The sequence below is a fragment of the Corynebacterium jeikeium genome (genome assembly GCF_000738175.1).
GTDB lineage: Bacteria > Actinomycetota > Actinomycetes > Mycobacteriales > Mycobacteriaceae > Corynebacterium > Corynebacterium jeikeium_C.
Map to the genome: position 1 here is coordinate 22,649 of NZ_JFCH01000007.1, position 17,319 is coordinate 39,967.

A 17,319-nucleotide genomic window follows, 5' to 3' on the forward strand; every position below is an offset into this window, starting at 1 on the left:
GCAATGGCACAATCGACACGTCTTTTCCTGGTCAGGCACGGCCAGACGACCTCCAACGCCATTCACGCCCTGGATACCGCGCTGCCCGGCGCCGACCTCACCGAACTGGGCTGGGAGCAGGCCGCAGAGGCTGGCCACTGGCTCAGCGAGCGCACCCAGCGCCTGAAGATCGCTTCCTCGTTTGCTGCGCGCGCGCAGCAAACTGCCGTGGGTCTGGCCGGTGCATTCGGCGGAGAGATCGTTCCTGCGGGCTTCTCCCGCGGGGAATCCTTAGATGACGCCACCGCCTCCGCCCGTGCGACGGATCACATTCAAGCGGCGCTGCAGCGCCTGCCTCGGGTCTCCGAGATCCCAGCCGGGCAGTACGAGATGAAGAACGACGAGGACTCACACGAGGCCTACCACTCCATCCTGGGCACCTGGATGCTCGGCCGGGTGGACAAGGTCGTGCCCGGTGGCCTGTCCGGCGCGGAGGTGCTGCGCGAGTACCTGGCCACGTTGCTGGTCGCACTGGCCGACAATGAGGCCGCGAACCGGGAGGCAGTACAGAACGGTGGCGAGCCCACCGATATTGCGCTGGTCAGCCACGGTGCCGTGATCCGCCTGGTCGCCCGCTTCCTGGGCGGGGTGGATCCGGAGTGGGCCTTCATGCACTACCTGGCCAACGGCAACGTCATTACCCTGCGCGTGCCAGACAACATTGCCGAGTTGGCTGATGTTGCGGTGGGCCGGCCTGGGGCGTCACAAAATAAGACAGAAACGAACAAGGCCGAAGCAACGGCGGCGCGCTCCGGTGTGCTCGACAGCCTGGAGGGCTCCTTCGAAGTGCTGGGGTGGGGCGCGGCGACGCTCTAGCCCCAGCCGAGCTCGTGCAGGCGGTCGTCGTCGATGCCGAAGTGGTGGCCGAGCTCGTGGATGACGGTGACGGCGACCTGCTCGACTAGCTCTTCCTCGTTGTCACAGATGTCCTCGAGGGCGTGGCGGTAGATCGTGATCTTATCGGGCAGGGCAGATGTGTACTCGGAGGTGCGCTCTGTCAGCGCGATGCCCTCGTAGAGCCCCAGGATGTGCGGGCTTTCGGGGTTGTAGTCTTCGGTGACGATGGCGACGTTGCTGACGTTATCCAGCAGCTCGCGGGGGATGCGCCGAAGGCCGAGGTCAACGAGCTCTTCGAAGCGCTCGGGGGAAACGTCGATGGCCATGGGAAGTGTCCGCCTACGGCGCCGGGGCTGGGTTGGCGTTTGGGTCCTCTGCGGCCGGGGCGCCTCCGTCCGGTGCTGCATCTGCGCCGGGGTTGCCAGCGTTGTCGGGACTTGCATCCCGGCGCAGCGGGTTGCGCTTCGGCGGGGTCTTCGGCGGGTGGCCGTCGATGGTGAATTCGCTGCGCACATCGCCGACGAGGGTGGCGAATCCGCCGCCGGGGCGACCGAACGTCAAGGCGCAGTTCACGGTGCGCGACCCAGCATCCCAGGACTGGCGCTGCAGCGTGGTCCAGAACGGCGTGAGCGTGGAGTTGTACAGCGCATCGTCGCCGCCCAGGTAATCCTGCGCGGCCTTGGTGCAGACCTTGTTCAGGAACTCGTTCTGCTTCTTCGTATCCGGCCAGGCGCCGGGGAACTCCTCGCCGAGGTTCACCACGGAGGTCACCTGCCAGGCGTGCTTCTCTTCGCACGGAACCTCATTGGTCAGATCGCCGTCTACCTGTACGCAGCGATCCTTTTCGAAGTAGCGCGACTGGTCCTGCTTTGCCGCAAAACCGGTCGTCTCGGTGGTGCGGCCGGTAGCATCTGGAACCATCACGCCGCACAGCATCGTGCGATCGCCGTCGTTCCACGCGGATTGCGGGGGCAGGATCGGGGAGATGGAGTAGCGCCCCTCCGGGTCGAGCTTGCCCTCGAGGTACTGCATCGTCGGTCCGGTGCATAGCTCGTTGGTCAATTCTTCTTGACGCTTCAAGTCCGGCTGCTTTGCGGATGGGCCAAACTCGCTGGTGGGGTACTGGCCGAGGTCTTCGCGGGAGCTGACCTCGAAGCGGTGGGGCTGTTCGCAATCGACGGTGGCGAAGTCGGAGTTCACTCCGTCTTGGCCGGGCTTCCAATTTACGCAGTCGCCGTTGCTGGCTTCGGTGAACGTGGTGTTGTTCACGTGCTGCCCCTGCTTTTCATCAGCCGGTACCAGCGGGGTGCTGCCCTCGGGGGCGACGAAGGCGAACGCAGCGGCGCTGACACCACCGCACAGGGCGGAGAACAATGCGATGGTGAGGCTGCGTGCTCTGCGGCGGGTTTTCGCTTCGCTGGTGGTCATGGGCTCGCTCTAAATCTGCTTCGGGTTTCGGCTGTATTCGTGTATTCGACAGTATTGGACTCTAATTGTGAGGCCAGTCTAGTAGGGGTTGTGCCATAGGGGGGAACTGGGCAGACAACTACGAGGGCGAACCGGCTAAGCTAAGCACCATGATTGATCTGAAGTTTCTGCGCGATAACCCCGATGTAGCCCGTGAATCCCAGCGCACTCGTGGGGAGGATCCGGCGCTGATCGACCAGCTGCTGGAGGCCGATTCCCAGCGCCGCGAGGCCATCAGCGCCGCCGACGCGGCCCGTGCGGAACAGAAGGCATTCTCCAAGGAGATGGGGCAGAAGATGCGCTCCGCCTCCGACGAGGAGAAGCAGGCCTTGCGCGAGGAGGGCAAAGAGAAGGCGGAGGAAGTCAAGAAGGTGGAAGAGGCCCAGTCCAGCGCCGAGCAGGCCGTCTACGACCTGCAGATGCAGATCTCCAACATTGTGGAGGAAGGCGCGCCGGCCGGTGGCGAGGAGGACTTCGTCACCCTCGACGTGGTGGGCGAGCCGCCGCAGTTCGACTTCGAGCCGAAGGATCACCTCGAGCTGGGCGAATCCCTGGGGCTAATCGACATGAAGCGCGGCACGAAGGTCTCCGGTGCTCGCTTCTACTTCCTCACCGGCGACGGTGCGCTGCTGCAGCTGGGCATGCTGCAGCTGGCGGCTCAGAAGGCTGTGGAGCACGGCTTTAAGCTCATGATCCCGCCGGTGCTGGTGCGCCCCGAGATCATGTCCGGCACCGGCTTCCTGGGGGCTCACGCCGATGAGATTTACCACCTGGAGGAAGACGACATGTACCTGGTCGGCACCTCCGAGGTGGCGCTGGCTGGTTACCATTCCGAGGAGATCATCGACCTTTCCAACGGTCCGCTGCGCTACGCCGGCTGGTCCTCTTGCTTCCGCCGCGAGGCCGGTTCCTACGGCAAAGACACCCGCGGCATCATCCGCGTCCACCAGTTCGACAAGGTGGAGATGTTCGTTTACTGCAAGCCGGAGGAGGCTACGGAGCTGCACCAGGAGCTGCTGGCCATGGAGCGCGAAATGCTGGCTGCCATTGAGGTGCCCTACCGCGTGATCGACGTTGCCGGTGGCGACCTCGGCTCCTCGGCGGCCCGCAAATTCGACACGGAGGCGTGGGTTCCCACCCAGCAGACCTACCGCGAGCTGACCAGTACCTCCAACTGCACCACCTTCCAGGGCCGCCGCCTGAAGACTCGCTACCGCGATGCCGACGGCAAGGCGCAGACCGCCGCTACCCTGAACGGCACGCTGGCGACAACCCGCTGGTTGGTGGCTATTTTGGAGAACCACCAGCAGGCCGACGGTTCCGTGGTTGTGCCGAAGGCGCTGCGTCCTTTCGTTGGTAAAGATATTCTGAAGCCCAGCGAATAACCCAGCGAATCCGGTGCCTAAAGCGCCGACTCGGCCGTGCCCCCGGCGCGCTGGCCGAGCCACAGTTTCAAGGATCCCAAGAGAGGTAACCGCCACCCATGTCGTTGCTCGATAGCTTCAGCTTCCCCGATGGCTACCAGCCCAAGATCACCGGCCACAAGGAAGCCAAGGAGTTCCCCTATGGTTTTCCGACGATCGGCATCGCCAAGCTGTGGTTCCGCTACATGCAGCACCTAGATTGCGCGGTCTACGGCGCGGAGAACATTCCCGCCGACGGGCCGGCGATGATCGCAGTTAACCACACTGGCTACTGGGACTTCACCTACGGTGGCGTCCCGGCGCACGTGCGCGGTGGACGCGTGGTTCGTTTCATGGCGAAGAAAGAGATCTTCGACGTCAAGGGTGTGGGCGCGCTTATGAGCTCTTATAACCACATCCCGGTCGACCGCGCGGACGGGCAGGCCTCGGTGGACCAGGCCATCAAGCAGCTGAAGGCCGGCGACCTGGTGGGCATCTTCCCGGAAGCCACGATCTCTCGATCCTTCGAGATCAAGGAGTTCCGCCAGGGCGCCGCGCGAATTGCCTACCAGGCTGGTGTGCCGCTGATCCCGCTGACGATTTGGGGTTCCCAGCGTGTGTGGACGAAGGGGCGCAAGCCAATTTGGCGGCCGAAGGAAACCCAGCTGGTGATCACCGTCGGCAAGCCGGTCGAGGTCACCGAGGATGCCCAGGCTACTACCGAGCGACTGCACCAGGCCATGGTCGAGCAGATGGACCTGACCCGCCAGCGTTGGGAGGAGCGCTTCGGCCCCATGCCCAAGGGGGAATTCTGGGTGCCGGCTGCTCTCGGCGGAACCGCGCCGACGCTGGAGGAAGCCACCGTCCAGGATCGCGCCGATGCCGCAGCCCGTAAGGAAAAGCGCGCCCAGGAGAAGGCCGAGGCCGAGCGTCGCGCCGCCACCGAGGCTCGCGAACGCGAGCAGGCCACGGGCATCAATAAGATCCTGGTGCCGCTGCGCCAGCGCATTAACCGTCTGCGCAAAAAGTAGGCCCGAGCAATGCAGGATTCCCCGTTGCTGGTGGTCAGCGACGTTGACGGCACCCTGCTCAACAGTAGGGAGCGAGTCTCGGAGCGCATGCGCCGTGCGGTGAATTCGATGCTGCGCCGAGGCACCGTCTTCACCATCGCCACCGGCCGCCCGCCGCGCTGGCTGATGCCCGTCTTCGAGCAGCTGCCCGTCCGGCCCGTTTGTGCCTGCGCCAACGGTGCCATTATTTATGACGCCGACCGGGATCAGATCGTGCACGCCGCGACCCTCCAACCCGACCTCATCCGGGCACTCATTGAGCAGCTCAGCGAGTCCGTCCCTGGGGTGGGTTTCGCCGTCGAGCGCGCCGGGACCAGCGCCTTCGACCGCGCCGACGAGCTATTTTCCGTCTCTCCCGGCTACGACCACGCCTGGGATTCCACCGAGCATGCCGTCCAGTCCCTTGAAGAGCTCGCCGCCACGCCCGTGGTGAAGCTGCTGGTCCGGGACCCCAATCGAACCTCGGCCGAGCTCTTTGCCGCGGTGCGGCCTTTTATTGACGCCACCCAGGCGAAAGCCACCTACAGTTATGAAGGGGGTCTGGTGGAGGTTGCGGCAGCGGGGATCTCCAAGCGCTCCGCGCTGGAATGGATCGCCGCGCAGATCGGCGTGGAGGCCACGCAGACCATTGCCTTTGGGGATATGCCCAACGACACGGAGATGCTTACCTGGGCAGGGCACGGCGTGGCGATGGGCAATGCCGAGAAATCGCTGAAGGAGATTGCCGACGAGGTCACACTAACGAATGACGAGGACGGCGTGGCCACCGTCCTCGAACGGTGGTTTTAGGCAGCCGTGTCTAAGCTGAGCGAAAACGTACGTCGGAAGGTAGCCCAGCTGCAGGTGCGCCACGAGGGGCTGAAGAAGCGCAGCTATGGATTCCTGGTCGGCCCTCTGACGCTGCTCATAGGGTGGCTGCTGGTGGTCGGCGGCATCCTCATTATCCCCACTCCCGGGCCAGGCTGGTTCATGCTGTTCTTCGGCATCGGCGTGCTCTCCTTCGAAATGACCTGGCCCAACCGACTGTTGGATTGGGGACTGCGGAAATATGACAGCTTCGAGGAGCATTGGAAGCGGCAGGGGGCGGCGACCAAGAGCTTCATCGGCGTGGGGTTCCTGGCGGGCTGCGCCGTGGTCTTCAGCGGCATCTTCTGGGTGATGTGGAACACCGGGATGCTCGGCTTTGCGGAAGCCTGGCTGGGGGAGTGGGTGGAGGAGCTACCCGACTGGGCCGGGTTTAAAGAACCGCTTGCCTGAAATCGCTGCACCGGGCGGCACACCGAGGTGGCGTCATGACCAAAAAACAGTGAGCTAGCGCGGTAACCTGGCAGGCATGACTGAGCAGACACAGAGCGGACAGAACTACGACCTCATCGTTGTCGGCAGCGGCTTCTTCGGCCTTACCGTGGCCGAGCGCGCGGCAACCCAGGCCGGCAAGAACGTGCTGGTGGTGGAGAAGCGTTCCCACATCGGCGGTAACGCATACTCCGAGGCCGAGCCGGAGACCGGCATCGAGATTCACAAGTACGGTGCGCACCTGTTCCACACCTCCAACAAGCGCGTGTGGGATTACGTCAACCAGTTCACGGACTTCACCGACTACCAGCACCGCGTGTTTGCAATGCACAAGGGCACCGCCTACCAGTTCCCGATGGGGCTGGGACTGATCAACCAGTTCTTCGGCAAGTACTACAGCCCGGACGAGGCTCGCCAGCTGATTAAGGACCAGACCGACGGGCTGGACCCGGCAGAGGCCAAGAACCTCGAGGAAAAGGGCATCGCCCTGATTGGGCGCCCGCTGTATGAAGCCTTCGTGCGCGACTACACCGCCAAGCAGTGGCAGACCGACCCGAAGGAACTGCCGGCCTCTAATATCTCCCGCCTGCCGGTGCGCTACACCTTCAACAACCGCTACTTCAACGACACCTACGAGGGCCTGCCGGTGGAGGGCTACACCGCGTGGCTGGAGAACATGGCCGCCGACGAGAAGATCGAGGTGCGACTGGATACCGACTGGTTCGAGATCCGCGACGAGGTTCGGGCGGCCAACCCGGATGCGCCGGTTGTTTACACCGGCCCGCTGGACCGCTACTTCGACTACGCCGAAGGCCACCTGGGCTGGCGCACCCTCGATTTCGAAACCGAGGTGCTAAATACCGGCGACTTCCAGGGCACCCCGGTGATGAACTACAACGATGCCGAGTTCCCGTACACCCGCATCCACGAGTTCCGCCACTTCCACCCGGAGCGGGGCGACAAGTACCCGAAGGACAAGACGGTCATCATGAAGGAGTTCTCCCGCTTCGCGGAGGAGGGCGACGAGCCGTACTACCCGATCAACACCCCGGAGGACCGCGAGAAGCTGGAGGCCTACCGCAAGCTGGCGGCGGCGGAGGCTGCGGAGAACAAGGTGCTCTTCGGCGGTCGCCTGGGCACCTACCAGTACCTGGACATGCACATGGCCATCGGCGCGGCACTGTCGATGTACGACAACAAGCTGGCGCCGTTCTTCGAGTCGGGCGAGCCGCTGGAGCAGGAGCGCGGGCACTAGGCGCCGGTTTGGGGGTTACTCCGGCCAGATGGAGAACTGCTCTAGTGCATCGGTCGCGTGATGGGAGCGTAAATACTCGCGCATATATGGCAGCTCGTAATCGACGAACCCGTGGGCTGTTGGGCGAATCATTTCTGCGTCAATGAGGCGCTTGCGGTATTTTCCCGCGTACTGCGCATCTACGCCCATTCGAGTTGCGATGTCCGACATGCGAGAGGGGCCATCGTCGGTCGACATTGCGATGAGAAAGGTCCGGTCGACCTCAGAGAGATCCGCAATCGAAGGCTCGTGCACGAGCTGTCCGAGCTTTCTCCGGGCGGCACCAACTCCGCGAGATACTGCTTCTTCGTCGATCGCGTTGCCGGTGTAGTTACGGAAAGCGTGTTGCCCAACTAGCTGAATCATGAAGGGGTAGCCACCGGTCGCCTTGGTTGCGTTGTCGAGTGCTTGAAGGGTCCACGAGACCCCGACTTGTTCGGTGGTCTTTTCAAGCGCTGTGCGTACTTCTTCAATCGGCACCATTCCGGTTTCAATTTTGTTCGCGCGACGCAAGAAGGTCACAGGGTTACGACCTTCGTCAGCGGCAAGAAGTGGTTTCACGGCGCCAGGAATGCCAGCCATCGCAATCGCAATCTCCCGGTCTTCGCGGACGAGATGTTGAATGGTTGTCCCGAACTCAATGATTTCGTCCATGTGGGCGTAGTGCAGCTCGTCCAGGGTGATAAGTAGGCCGACTGGTTCTTGGTTGAGTCGGGTGTCAAGCTCAGCCTGTCGGTCGGAAAGCTCTTCGAGTACCGACCTCAACGTCGGTGTGGGCGAAAAGGAGGGAATAGCTTCGGTCTCGAAGCCCAAGGAAGGGAGCTTGATGCCCGACAGGCGGCGTGTGGGCTCATCGGAAAGATCCTGTAGGAGTCTGAAGGCGCGGTCGCGGATGCGATCGTTGAAACCACGAGTCGTGGTTTCGGAGATAACGTGCCACGAGTGGGTCTTCGCGACCGCTTCAAATTCATTCAACAAAACAGTCTTGCCGATCCCTCTAGGGCCGGTAATGATGGAGATACGTTCATGACTTCCGGGACCATCCTGGATGGCGGCGTCGAAGTCGTGGAGGTATTCACTGCGTCCCGCAAGCACCAGCGGCGTCTTCCCAACTGTTGCGGTGAAGGGGTTCTTAGGTCGAGCTGGAGTGGGCGGCATCTTGCCTCCTTACTATCTCTTACTATCTTTACTATTTTTACTATCTTTACTATTTTGTTGCTAGATCTCGATTGCCTCAACTAGAGGAAGCTGCACTAATGTTGCACGGGTGTCGCGTGAGAAAACCCAAACAAAGGCAACCAAGCAAAAGCCGTTGTCGCAGGGAGTGAGCAAGTTCCTCACCCTGCCAGTGGCACCGGTCCTCCTGGTTCTCATCGGCTCGATTGGTACCCAAACCGCGGCGGTACTGGTCACAGACATGCTTTCTACGGTCGGTGCGCCGGGCGTATCAGGCCTGCGCATGACTGCCGCCGCCATCATCATGGTGGTCATCTTCCGTCCGAAGCTGTCTGGCATGACGCGCACCCGCGCCCTCAACATCGTGGTCTACGGCATCGCAATTGCCATGATGAACATGATGGTTTACGCAGCCATCGCCCGCCTGCCCCAGGGCGTCGCCGTCACTATCGACTTCCTTGGCCCCTGTGTCGTGTCTTTTCTAGGACTGACCATGTGGCGCTCCCGTATGTGGGCCATCGCCGCGTTCGTCGGCGTTGCTCTGATCGCGCAGCCCTCCAACGACCTGGACATCGTCGGTCTTGGATTCGGCGCTGTCGGCGCGATTTTCTTCGGCGCCTACACGCTGTTTGCTGTCCGCGTTGGCAAAACCGAGGGTGGTGGCATGGCGGATCTGGCGCTGTCTGTGGTTGTCGCGGCACTTGTGCTCGCGCCGTTCTCTGTCCCGGCGGTGCCGCATGTTGACGGCTCGATGTGGGGCATCATCGTCATCTCTGGTTTCATCGGCGCCGTTGTTCCCTATGTAGTGGATACGATCGCTGCTGGAATTGTCTCGGCGGCGGTTGTCGGCACGCTCTTCGCGCTGGATCCTGTGATCGGAGCAATCCTGGGCTGGGCTTTTTCCGGAGACCAGCTCACCTGGTCCATGGTGATGGGCATCGTCCTGATCGCGACAGCCGGTGCGGTTATTACCTGGCGCGGAGCCCAGGAATCTCGGGAGTTAGATTCGTTGTCCGAAGTAGGGGCCTAGCTAACTCGGGCTGAACTGGGGCTGTGTCGCACAAGCTCTTGTGACGGGCTTTCGTGGATAATCGGGTATATTCCAATGTCTTTATTGCCTATGCGGAGGTCTGTGTTCAGCAAATGAACGCTCAGCCAGTGAAAGCCAATACCAACGATGAGTTCGACGCCACCCGCTTGGCGCGCATCTTGCTGCCGAAGCGTGGCGAACCACGCAACGTGCGTTCCCTGTACTTCGTAGAGAACGAGGCCACCACCCCCGGCCGCGTAAACGCCATCTCCCGCACCGAAGCGATCCTGCCAGCGGGCAGCGAGACTTCCTTCGAGACTTACTTCAACGCCTTCCCCGCCTCCTACTGGCGCCGCTGGTCCCAGCTGGACGAGGTCAAGCTGCGCATCGAAATCACTGGTGAGGCCCGCGTAGACCTATACCGCTCCAAGTACGACGGCTCCCGCATTGGCATCGAGGGTGCCCAGATCGAAACTGACGAAAGCGGCCACGGAATCGCCGAGTTCACCATCTCCCTGGCTCCTTTCGAGGACGGCGGCTGGATTTGGTTCGACCTGACCTGTGAGAAGGAAACCCGCCTGCACTCCGCGGGCTGGTACGCCACCGTCGATGCCGGCGAGCAGGCCTTCGAAGGCGAGACGCTGCCGGTTGCTGAACCGAGCGTCACCATCGGCATCCCAACGTTCAACCGTCCGGCCGACGCGGTCGCAGCACTCCACGCACTCGCTTCCGACCCCGAAGTCGACGGCCGCATCGAGGCCATCATCATGCCCGACCAGGGCGACAAGCACCCCGCCGACGAGCCGGACTTCGACGAGGTTGCGGAGCACTTCGGCGACCGCCTGCACATCGTGCAGCAGGGCAACTTGGGCGGATCCGGCGGCTACTCCCGCATCATGTACGAGGCTCTCCACGAGGAGCGAGGCACCACCAGCCCGTACATCCTGTACATGGACGACGACATTGCCATCGAGCCTGATAGCGTGCTGCGTGCCCTGGCGGCTGCTCGCTACGCGAAGTCCCCGATGCTGATCGGCGGCCAGATGCTGAACCTGCAGGAGCGCAGCCACCTCCACACCATGGGCGAGGTCATCGACCGTGGCTCGTTCATGTGGACCGCCGCGCCCCACACCCACTACGACCACGACTTTTACCAGCACCCGCTTCGTGACCTGGGTGATGGTGCTGCCCACAACGCGGCAGGCCAGCCCATCGCGCCGGTGGCCCGGGACGTGGTGAGCAAGGGCTACGGCACCCCGAATAGTTCGGAGAACTCCAAGGATCTGCACCGCCGCATCGACGTTGACTACAACGGCTGGTGGATGTGCATGATCCCGCGCGTTGTCGCGAAAACCATTGGTCAGCCCCTCCCGCTGTTCATCAAGTGGGATGATGGCGAGTTCGGCCTGCGCGCGAAGGATGCTGGCTTCCCGACCGCCTCCTGGCCGGGTATCGCGATCTGGCACATGGCCTGGTCCGATAAGGACGATGCCATTGACTGGCAGGCATACTTCCACCTGCGTAACCGCCTGATTGTCGCTGCGATCCAGCACGATGGAAGCCCGCGTGGCATCGTTGCCTCGATGGCGAAGGCCACCGCCAAGCACCTGCTGTGCCTCGAGTACTCCACCGTCGCAATCCAGAACGAGGCGATGAAGGACTTCCTGGCTGGTCCGGATCAGCTGTTCGACATCCTGGAGACTTCTCTGCCGCGCATCGCGAAGCTGCGCAAGAACTACTCCGACGCGGTCGTTATCCCGTCAGCCACCGACCTACCCGCCGCGACGGGCGCCCCGGCCGACCTCACACGCATCCCACTGAGCAAGAAGGCCAAGATTGTCACGCTTGCCAAGGGGCTGCTGAACAACGCTAAGCCCGCCGACGCCCGCCACCACCACGCACCGCAGGTGAACCTCCCGCCCATCGAGGCGCGCTGGTTCAGCCTCTCCCGAGTGGACGGGGCGACCGTGACCACCGCCGATGGCAAGGGAGTGGTGTACCGCAAGCGAGACCGCGGCCAAATGCTCGCGTTGGCACAGGAGTCCATGCGCCTGCAGAAGCAGGTCGCGGATCGCTTCGACGAGCTCCGCGATGCCTACCGGGCAGCGCACCCGTACCTGACCAGCCGGGAAGGCTGGGCGCAGATCTTCGAGCCCGAGAGCGCGATTGAAAACTAACGCCCCATACTGAAGCCGAGCCAGACCGAAGTTACTGAAGTCACTGAAGTTACCGAAGCAACTGACATTAAGGACAACGCAGAAACAATGAGCTCCACACGCATAAGCGGCGATCCGCTGGGCGAATCCGACCTGCTGGTCGCACTGCAAAAGCAGCTGACCGACAAGCCGGGAGTGCTGCCCACCGCCCGAGGCATGAGCCACTTCGGTGAGCACGCCCTTGGTTGGATGGGGTCCGCCGCCCTGGGCTACGGCCTGGCCGCCGCGCAAGGCAAGCCCGCTGACGGGCCGGAACGCCGCGGATGGCTGACCGTGGGCGTCAGCGCCTTCCTGGCGCACGCCGCCAGCGTGGTGCTCAAGCGCATCATTCGCCGCCCGCGCCCGCACGATCCGCGCATTAAGATCGGCGTGGGTACTCCCTCGAAGCTCAGCTTCCCGTCTTCGCATGCAACCAGCTCCACCGCCGCCCTTGTGGCCTTTACTCAGTCGGCGAACAACCGCACCGGGGCACTACCCCTCGTGGGCATCCCGGCGATGGCGCTGTCGCGCATGGTGTTGGGCGTACACTATCCCTCTGACGTCGCCCTCGGAAGCTGCATCGGCGCTGCCACGGCCATCGCCGTGCGCGGGGTTGTAGATGGGGGACGTGGGGGCGTCACAAAGAAAAACAGTGAGGAGAAAAGCCAGTGAGCGAACAGCCTAGCAACGGCCGCACGGAGCCGTTGATCGGCGCAGAGCCACACACGTCCGGGCTGGAAGATCCCAACCAGGCGACCAGCACCGCCACCGAAACGAAGAAGCTGCGCCCGCCGCGCAACCTGCCGGAGGCGATGATCAAGGCGCTGCGTCCGAAGCAGTGGGTCAAGAACGTGCTGGTCATCGCAGCTCCTGCGGCGGCTGGTGGAGAATTGCTCTTCCACAGCCGGGTGCTGTTGGACGTGCTGATCGCATTCGTTGCCTTCTGCCTGGCGGCCAGCTCGATCTACCTGATCAACGATGCCCGCGACGTGGAGGCCGACCGTGCGCACCCGACTAAGCGCTTCCGCCCGATCGCGGCGGGTGTGCTGCCGGTGGGGCTGGCGTATGCGATGTCGGTGGTGCTGATCATTGCGGCGATCGGTGGTTCACTGTTGGCCTCGTCGGGCACGAACCTGGCGATTGTCGTGGCGGTGTATATCGCACTGCAGCTGGGTTACTGTTTCGGATGGAAGCACCAGCCGGTTATCGACATTGCGCTGGTGAGCTCCGGTTTTATGCTGCGCGCGATGGCCGGCGGTGTAGCCGCTTCGATCCTGCTTTCCCAGTGGTTCCTGCTGGTCGCGGCGTTCGGCTCGCTGTTCATGGCGGCGGGTAAGCGCTACGCGGAGCTGAAGCTTTCGCTGCGTTCGGGCGCGAAGATCCGCAAGTCCCTGGAGAGCTACACCCCCACCTACCTGCGCTTTGTCTGGACACTGGCCGCCACCGCCGTGGTGCTGAGCTACGCGCTGTGGGGCTTTGGCCTGGCACAGACGGTCGAGTCCGGTGTGGCCGCCGTGTGGTACCAGGTCTCGATGGTGCCGTTTACCATCGCGATTCTGCGTTATGCCGCGGACGTCGACCGCGGTGAGGGTGGCGCGCCCGACGAGATCGCCCTCGAGGATCGCACCCTGCAGCTGCTGGCTCTGGCCTGGCTGTTCTGTGTAGCGATGGCGGTTTACATCGTGCCGCTGTTCTAGGTTTAACTCTCTGTTCTTTCTTTGTGACGCCGACTTCTCCTTTGTGGGGGAGTCGGCGTTCTGCACTTTCGGGGGTGGGGTGGGCTCCTAGATTGCTATCGATGGGGCCGCAGTGAGGAAAGTGAGAAAAGAGAGTTATGTGACTAGGTGGCTCTAAGGGTGTGTTGAGGGAGCTTTAGGGATGTAGCGTTTTGCGAAAGGGATTCGTTCATTACGTTGAGTGGGATGGTAAAGGTTTGATAACGTACACGCATCCTGTGTTTCGAGATGAGCCTTCGGCGCGTCTCTCGTCAGAACGTTTCAAGACATTTAGGACTACATGAACACGACTAAGAAGACCAAGGGTTTGGGCTCTAAGCTCACTGCATTCCTGGTAGCTATTGCCACTGCGCTGGGCATGGCCGTTGTCACTGCACCCACCGCTGCTGCTGACAACCGTGGCCACCTGCGTCCGGGCTGCCACTGGAGCAAGCACAAGTACTACCTGCAGAACTGCTGGGTTTACTCCCCGGCGATGGGTCAGAAGATCCAGGTGCAGATCAAGCCATCTTCCCGTGGCGGTAACGCTGGCGTTTACATGCTGGACGGTCTGCGCGCACGCCAGGACTGGAATGCGTGGGTCTGGTCGGGCAACGCTGTGAAGAAGTTCGTCAACGACGATGTGACCCTGGTCATGCCGGTCGGCGGCCAGGCTCAGTTCTACACGGACTGGATGGGCCCGTACGGCGGTAAGGGTGGCCCGAAGAAGCCGCGTTGGGAGACCTTCCTGACTCGCGAGCTGCCGGGCTACCTGCAGCGCAACTTCGGCGTGAGCCCGACCCGCAACTCCATCGTTGGTCTTTCCATGGGTGGCACTGCTGCAATGAACCTGGCTGCATGGCACCGCAACCAGTTCAAGCAGGCAACCTCCCTGTCCGGTTACCTGAACCCGACTTGGCCTGGTATGTACGCCGGAATCCAGTACGCGATGTCCGACGCTGACAAGGGTGCGAACATCTGGGACATGTGGGGCAGCCCGGTCGACCCGCGCCGCTTCCGCAATGACCCGACTGTTCAGGCCGGCCGCTTCCGCGGTATGCCGCTGTACCTGGCCGCCTCCGGTGGTGTGCCGTCCCGTGGTGAAAAGTTCCTGGATAACCCGCGGGGTGTTGCTGCTGGCATCGGCCTGGAGTGGATGGCACGTACTTCCACCGCAAAGTTCGAGATGGCCGCCCGCGCAGCTGGCGCTCGCCCGGTTGTGAGCTACCCGATCAACGGCCTGCACGCATGGCCGTACTGGGATGCGGAGCTGAATAAGGCTCGTCCGCACATTCTGCGTGCACTGGGTGCCTAAACTTAGGTCGTTCTAGCGATCTCCTAAACTCTTAAAGCCACTGCCCTAGGTACTGCCTGGGGCGGTGGCTTTTTGCTTGCCTGAGGGTTGACGCTGCGCGTGAGGGGGGTGGGGTTGAAGGCTGGGGTGCGGATGGCGCTGGTGGGGGATTGACGCTTAATGGCGAATGAAGTGTGGGGGCGTCAATAAGAAAGAACATCAAGAGTCACATAAGCAACACTGGCAACATGGTAGGCTAACCCTCAAGTAAAACTTTAAATGTTCCGCGTGTTGTCCATGTGAAAGCGCTTTTGCTTGCCATAATTGCTCACGTGCTAGAAGCGCACCTGCGATAAAAGCTCGAAAAGCTTGAGAAGATCCAGGTCGTGATAGACGCAAACGTGAATACAGAATGGCCTAATGAAGCGCCCGGTGGTGTTCGAAGCAGGAGGGGAACCTGCTTCGAGGCAACCAGACCACAGCAGCTAAAGCCACCAAAGCTACTAAAACAACCAAAAAGCAACAGAAAGAATGAAGACTATGCGCCTTGCAGCGAACCTCTCCCGTCGCACTCGCTCCGCCCGCAGCCCCCGCCGTATGGGCTCGGCAATCCTGGCCCTGCCGCTTTCCGTTGCGCTGGCAATGCCAATGATGCCGGCTGCCACCGCGCAGAGCTCCCTCGGCGGCTCCATGGGCCCGGGCTCCGGCACCAGCTACCTGGATCCGGACAGCATTCCGAAGCGCACCCCACGCCAGGTCACCGAACAGCACCTGGAAGGCCTGCCGGAGGGCGTAAGCGTGGACCGCGTTGAGTGGATCACCGAGCGCTGGGCCAACGTCTTCATCAACTCCGCTGCCATGCCAGACAAGCCCATCAAGGTGCAGATCCTGCTGGCACGTGACTGGTACTCTCAGCCCGACCGCAAGTTCCCGACCGTATGGGCCCTGGATGGCCTGCGCGCCCGTGAGGACGAGTCCGGCTGGACCCTGTCCACCAACATTGCCAACCAGTACGCCGACCGCAACGTCAACGTGATTCTGCCCGTCGGCGGCGAGTCTTCCTTCTACACGGACTGGCAGCAGCCGGAAAACGGCAAGCACTACAAGTGGGAGACCTTCCTGACTAAGGAGCTGCCTTCCGTGCTGCGCGAGGGCTGGCGCGCCAACGAAGATCGCGCCATCACCGGCCTGTCCATGGGCGGCACCGCCGCAATGAACCTGGCCGAGCGCTTCCCGGACATGTGGAAGTTCGTCGGCTCCTTCTCCGGCTACCTGGACACGACCTCCTACGGCATGCCGGAAGCCATCGCCTACGCCACCAATGACGGTAATGGCTACGACGCGAAGAAGATGTGGGGCGAGTTCGGCTCCCAGGACTGGATCGACCACGACCCGAAGCTGGGTGTGGATGCGCTGAAGGACATGACCGTCTACGTCTCCGCGGGTAACGGCAACGCTGGCAAGTACGACAAGCCGGGCACCATTCCGGGCATGCCCGACAACATGGCCGGCTTCGGCCTGGAGGTCATGTCCCGCATGACCACCGAGACTTTCGTCAAGTACGCAAAGAAGGCCGGCGTGAAACCGATCACGGCCTTCCGTCCGTCCGGTACCCACGACTGGCCGTACTGGCAGTACGAGATGATCCAGGCATGGCCGCACATTGCGGACGCTCTGGGCATCCCGGAAGCTGACCGCGGCGCGAAGTGCAAGATTGGCGGTGCCATCGCGGAGAACATGAAGAACGCCCCGGAGACCCTGGGCGCCTGCATCTCCAACGAGTACGACGCCAAGGACGGCGGCAAGGTTCAGGACTTCCGCGGTGGCCGTGCCTACTGGTCCCCGAAGACCGGCGCCCACTTCGTATGGGGCCGCATCGGCGCCCACTACGCCTCCATGAACGGTCCGGACTCCTGGTTGGGCTACCCGACCTCCGAGGAGCACGTCATCTCCAACGGTCGCGGCCGCTACACCACCTTCGAGAACGGCGCGATCTACTGGACCCACGAGACCGGTGCCCACGCTGTGCCGAAGGACTTCATGGATGAGTGGGGCAAGACCGGCTGGGAGAACGGCCCGCTGGGCTACCCGATCTCCGAGCTGGAGAAGGTCGGCGATAGCTACATGCAGAAGTACCAGAACGGCGTGATCATCCGCGACAAGGACAACAAGACCAACTACGTCCAGGGCAAGATCGCCGAGAAGTACCTGCAGCTGGGTGGCGTGACCTCTAAGCTGGGCAACCCGAAGAGCGGCGAGAAGGCCATCAAGGGTGGCCGCTTCTCCGAGTTCGAGCACGGCAACATCTACTGGTCCCCGTCCACCGGCGCACACGTGATTTACTACGGAAACGTGTTTGACGAATGGGGTAAGCGTGGCTGGGAGCAGGGCAAGCTCGGCTACCCGATCAGCGACCACGAGGACATCCCGGAGGGCGGAACTCGGATCAAGTTCCAGCACGGCGAGATCCGCGAGGTCAACGGACGCGTTGAGGTGCTCTAAC

At 62.5% G+C, this 17,319-nt stretch carries 15 protein-coding genes; 12 read left to right on the forward strand and 3 right to left on the reverse strand.

Annotated elements, in window-relative coordinates; genetic code table 11:
• The first annotated feature begins 3 nt into the window (after positions 1–3).
• On the forward strand, positions 4–855 hold the full coding sequence (locus tag JQ46_RS00155) for a histidine phosphatase family protein (protein WP_034984391.1): 852 nt from the start codon (positions 4–6) through the stop codon (positions 853–855).
• Here JQ46_RS00155 and JQ46_RS00160 read toward each other — a convergent pair.
• Positions 852–1,202 (reverse strand): metallopeptidase family protein, encoded by a 351-nt coding sequence (locus JQ46_RS00160; protein ID WP_034984394.1) that lies wholly within the window; start codon positions 1,200–1,202, stop codon positions 852–854. The two genes, JQ46_RS00155 and JQ46_RS00160, sit on opposite strands and share 4 nt — an antisense overlap.
• Positions 1,203–1,215: 13 nt before the next feature.
• Positions 1,216–2,304 (reverse strand): septum formation family protein, encoded by a 1,089-nt coding sequence (locus JQ46_RS00165; protein WP_034984395.1) that lies wholly within the window; start codon positions 2,302–2,304, stop codon positions 1,216–1,218.
• A 149-nt stretch (positions 2,305–2,453) separates the two neighbouring features.
• Between JQ46_RS00165 and serS the strand changes: the two genes are divergently transcribed.
• The 5 genes from serS to glf all read left to right on the forward strand — a co-directional run bounded on the left by serS (position 2,454) and on the right by glf (position 7,367).
• Positions 2,454–3,728, forward strand: coding sequence for a serine--tRNA ligase (gene serS / locus JQ46_RS00170; RefSeq protein WP_034984396.1), 1,275 nt, complete (start codon positions 2,454–2,456; stop codon positions 3,726–3,728).
• 98 nt (positions 3,729–3,826) lie between these two features.
• Positions 3,827–4,777 carry a lysophospholipid acyltransferase family protein gene (locus tag JQ46_RS00175; protein ID WP_034984398.1) on the forward strand — a complete coding sequence of 317 codons (951 nt, stop codon included), beginning with the start codon at positions 3,827–3,829 and terminating at the stop codon, positions 4,775–4,777.
• 9 nt (positions 4,778–4,786) lie between these two features.
• A complete protein-coding gene (locus JQ46_RS00180) occupies positions 4,787–5,605 on the forward strand; it encodes an HAD family hydrolase (protein WP_034984399.1) in 819 nt (272 codons plus the stop codon).
• A gap of 6 nt (positions 5,606–5,611) precedes the next feature.
• Positions 5,612–6,073, forward strand: coding sequence for a TIGR02611 family protein (locus tag JQ46_RS00185; protein WP_034984400.1), 462 nt, complete (start codon positions 5,612–5,614; stop codon positions 6,071–6,073).
• Between the two features lie 76 nt (positions 6,074–6,149).
• Positions 6,150–7,367 carry a UDP-galactopyranose mutase gene (glf, locus tag JQ46_RS00190; RefSeq protein WP_034984402.1) on the forward strand — a complete coding sequence of 406 codons (1,218 nt, stop codon included), beginning with the start codon at positions 6,150–6,152 and terminating at the stop codon, positions 7,365–7,367.
• Positions 7,368–7,382: 15 nt separating this feature from the next.
• Here glf and JQ46_RS00195 read toward each other — a convergent pair whose 3' ends face one another.
• Complete coding sequence (locus tag JQ46_RS00195) at positions 7,383–8,564, reverse strand: ATP-binding protein (RefSeq protein ID WP_080719458.1); 1,182 nt, start codon at positions 8,562–8,564, stop codon at positions 7,383–7,385.
• Between the two features lie 166 nt (positions 8,565–8,730).
• Here JQ46_RS00195 and JQ46_RS00200 point away from each other — a divergent pair, with 166 nt between their 5' ends.
• The 6 genes from JQ46_RS00200 to JQ46_RS00225 all read left to right on the forward strand — a co-directional run bounded on the left by JQ46_RS00200 (position 8,731) and on the right by JQ46_RS00225 (position 17,318).
• Positions 8,731–9,612: an EamA family transporter gene (locus tag JQ46_RS00200; RefSeq protein ID WP_034984403.1), complete on the forward strand. Its 882-nt coding sequence runs from the start codon at positions 8,731–8,733 to the stop codon at positions 9,610–9,612.
• Positions 9,613–9,725: 113 nt separating this feature from the next.
• Positions 9,726–11,789 carry a glycosyltransferase gene (locus tag JQ46_RS00205; RefSeq protein WP_034984405.1) on the forward strand — a complete coding sequence of 688 codons (2,064 nt, stop codon included), beginning with the start codon at positions 9,726–9,728 and terminating at the stop codon, positions 11,787–11,789.
• Between the two features lie 87 nt (positions 11,790–11,876).
• A complete protein-coding gene (locus tag JQ46_RS00210) occupies positions 11,877–12,479 on the forward strand; it encodes a phosphatase PAP2 family protein (protein ID WP_034984407.1) in 603 nt (200 codons plus the stop codon).
• Positions 12,476–13,504, forward strand: coding sequence for a decaprenyl-phosphate phosphoribosyltransferase (locus JQ46_RS00215; protein WP_034984408.1), 1,029 nt, complete (start codon positions 12,476–12,478; stop codon positions 13,502–13,504). Before JQ46_RS00210 ends, JQ46_RS00215 begins: the two co-directional genes overlap by 4 nt.
• A gap of 319 nt (positions 13,505–13,823) precedes the next feature.
• Entirely contained in the window at positions 13,824–14,837 is a 1,014-nt protein-coding gene (locus JQ46_RS00220; protein ID WP_034984410.1) for an alpha/beta hydrolase, read from the forward strand.
• Positions 14,838–15,356: 519 nt separating this feature from the next.
• Positions 15,357–17,318, forward strand: a complete 1,962-nt coding sequence (locus JQ46_RS00225; RefSeq protein WP_237744653.1) for an alpha/beta hydrolase-fold protein — start codon at positions 15,357–15,359, stop codon at positions 17,316–17,318.
• Position 17,319 lies beyond the last annotated feature (1 nt).

Coding starts and splice junctions, on each gene's coding strand:
- glf (WP_034984402.1), top strand. CDS start 6,150: ATGACTGAGCAGACACAGAGCGGACAGAACTACGACCTCATCGTTGTC.
- JQ46_RS00165 (WP_034984395.1), bottom strand. CDS start 2,304: ATGACCACCAGCGAAGCGAAAACCCGCCGCAGAGCACGCAGCCTCACC.
- serS (WP_034984396.1), top strand. CDS start 2,454: ATGATTGATCTGAAGTTTCTGCGCGATAACCCCGATGTAGCCCGTGAA.
- JQ46_RS00180 (WP_034984399.1), top strand. CDS start 4,787: ATGCAGGATTCCCCGTTGCTGGTGGTCAGCGACGTTGACGGCACCCTG.
- JQ46_RS00160 (WP_034984394.1), bottom strand. CDS start 1,202: ATGGCCATCGACGTTTCCCCCGAGCGCTTCGAAGAGCTCGTTGACCTC.
- JQ46_RS00205 (WP_034984405.1), top strand. CDS start 9,726: ATGAACGCTCAGCCAGTGAAAGCCAATACCAACGATGAGTTCGACGCC.
- JQ46_RS00155 (WP_034984391.1), top strand. CDS start 4: ATGGCACAATCGACACGTCTTTTCCTGGTCAGGCACGGCCAGACGACC.
- JQ46_RS00210 (WP_034984407.1), top strand. CDS start 11,877: ATGAGCTCCACACGCATAAGCGGCGATCCGCTGGGCGAATCCGACCTG.
- JQ46_RS00220 (WP_034984410.1), top strand. CDS start 13,824: ATGAACACGACTAAGAAGACCAAGGGTTTGGGCTCTAAGCTCACTGCA.
- JQ46_RS00195 (WP_080719458.1), bottom strand. CDS start 8,564: ATGCCGCCCACTCCAGCTCGACCTAAGAACCCCTTCACCGCAACAGTT.
- JQ46_RS00175 (WP_034984398.1), top strand. CDS start 3,827: ATGTCGTTGCTCGATAGCTTCAGCTTCCCCGATGGCTACCAGCCCAAG.
- JQ46_RS00225 (WP_237744653.1), top strand. CDS start 15,357: ATGCGCCTTGCAGCGAACCTCTCCCGTCGCACTCGCTCCGCCCGCAGC.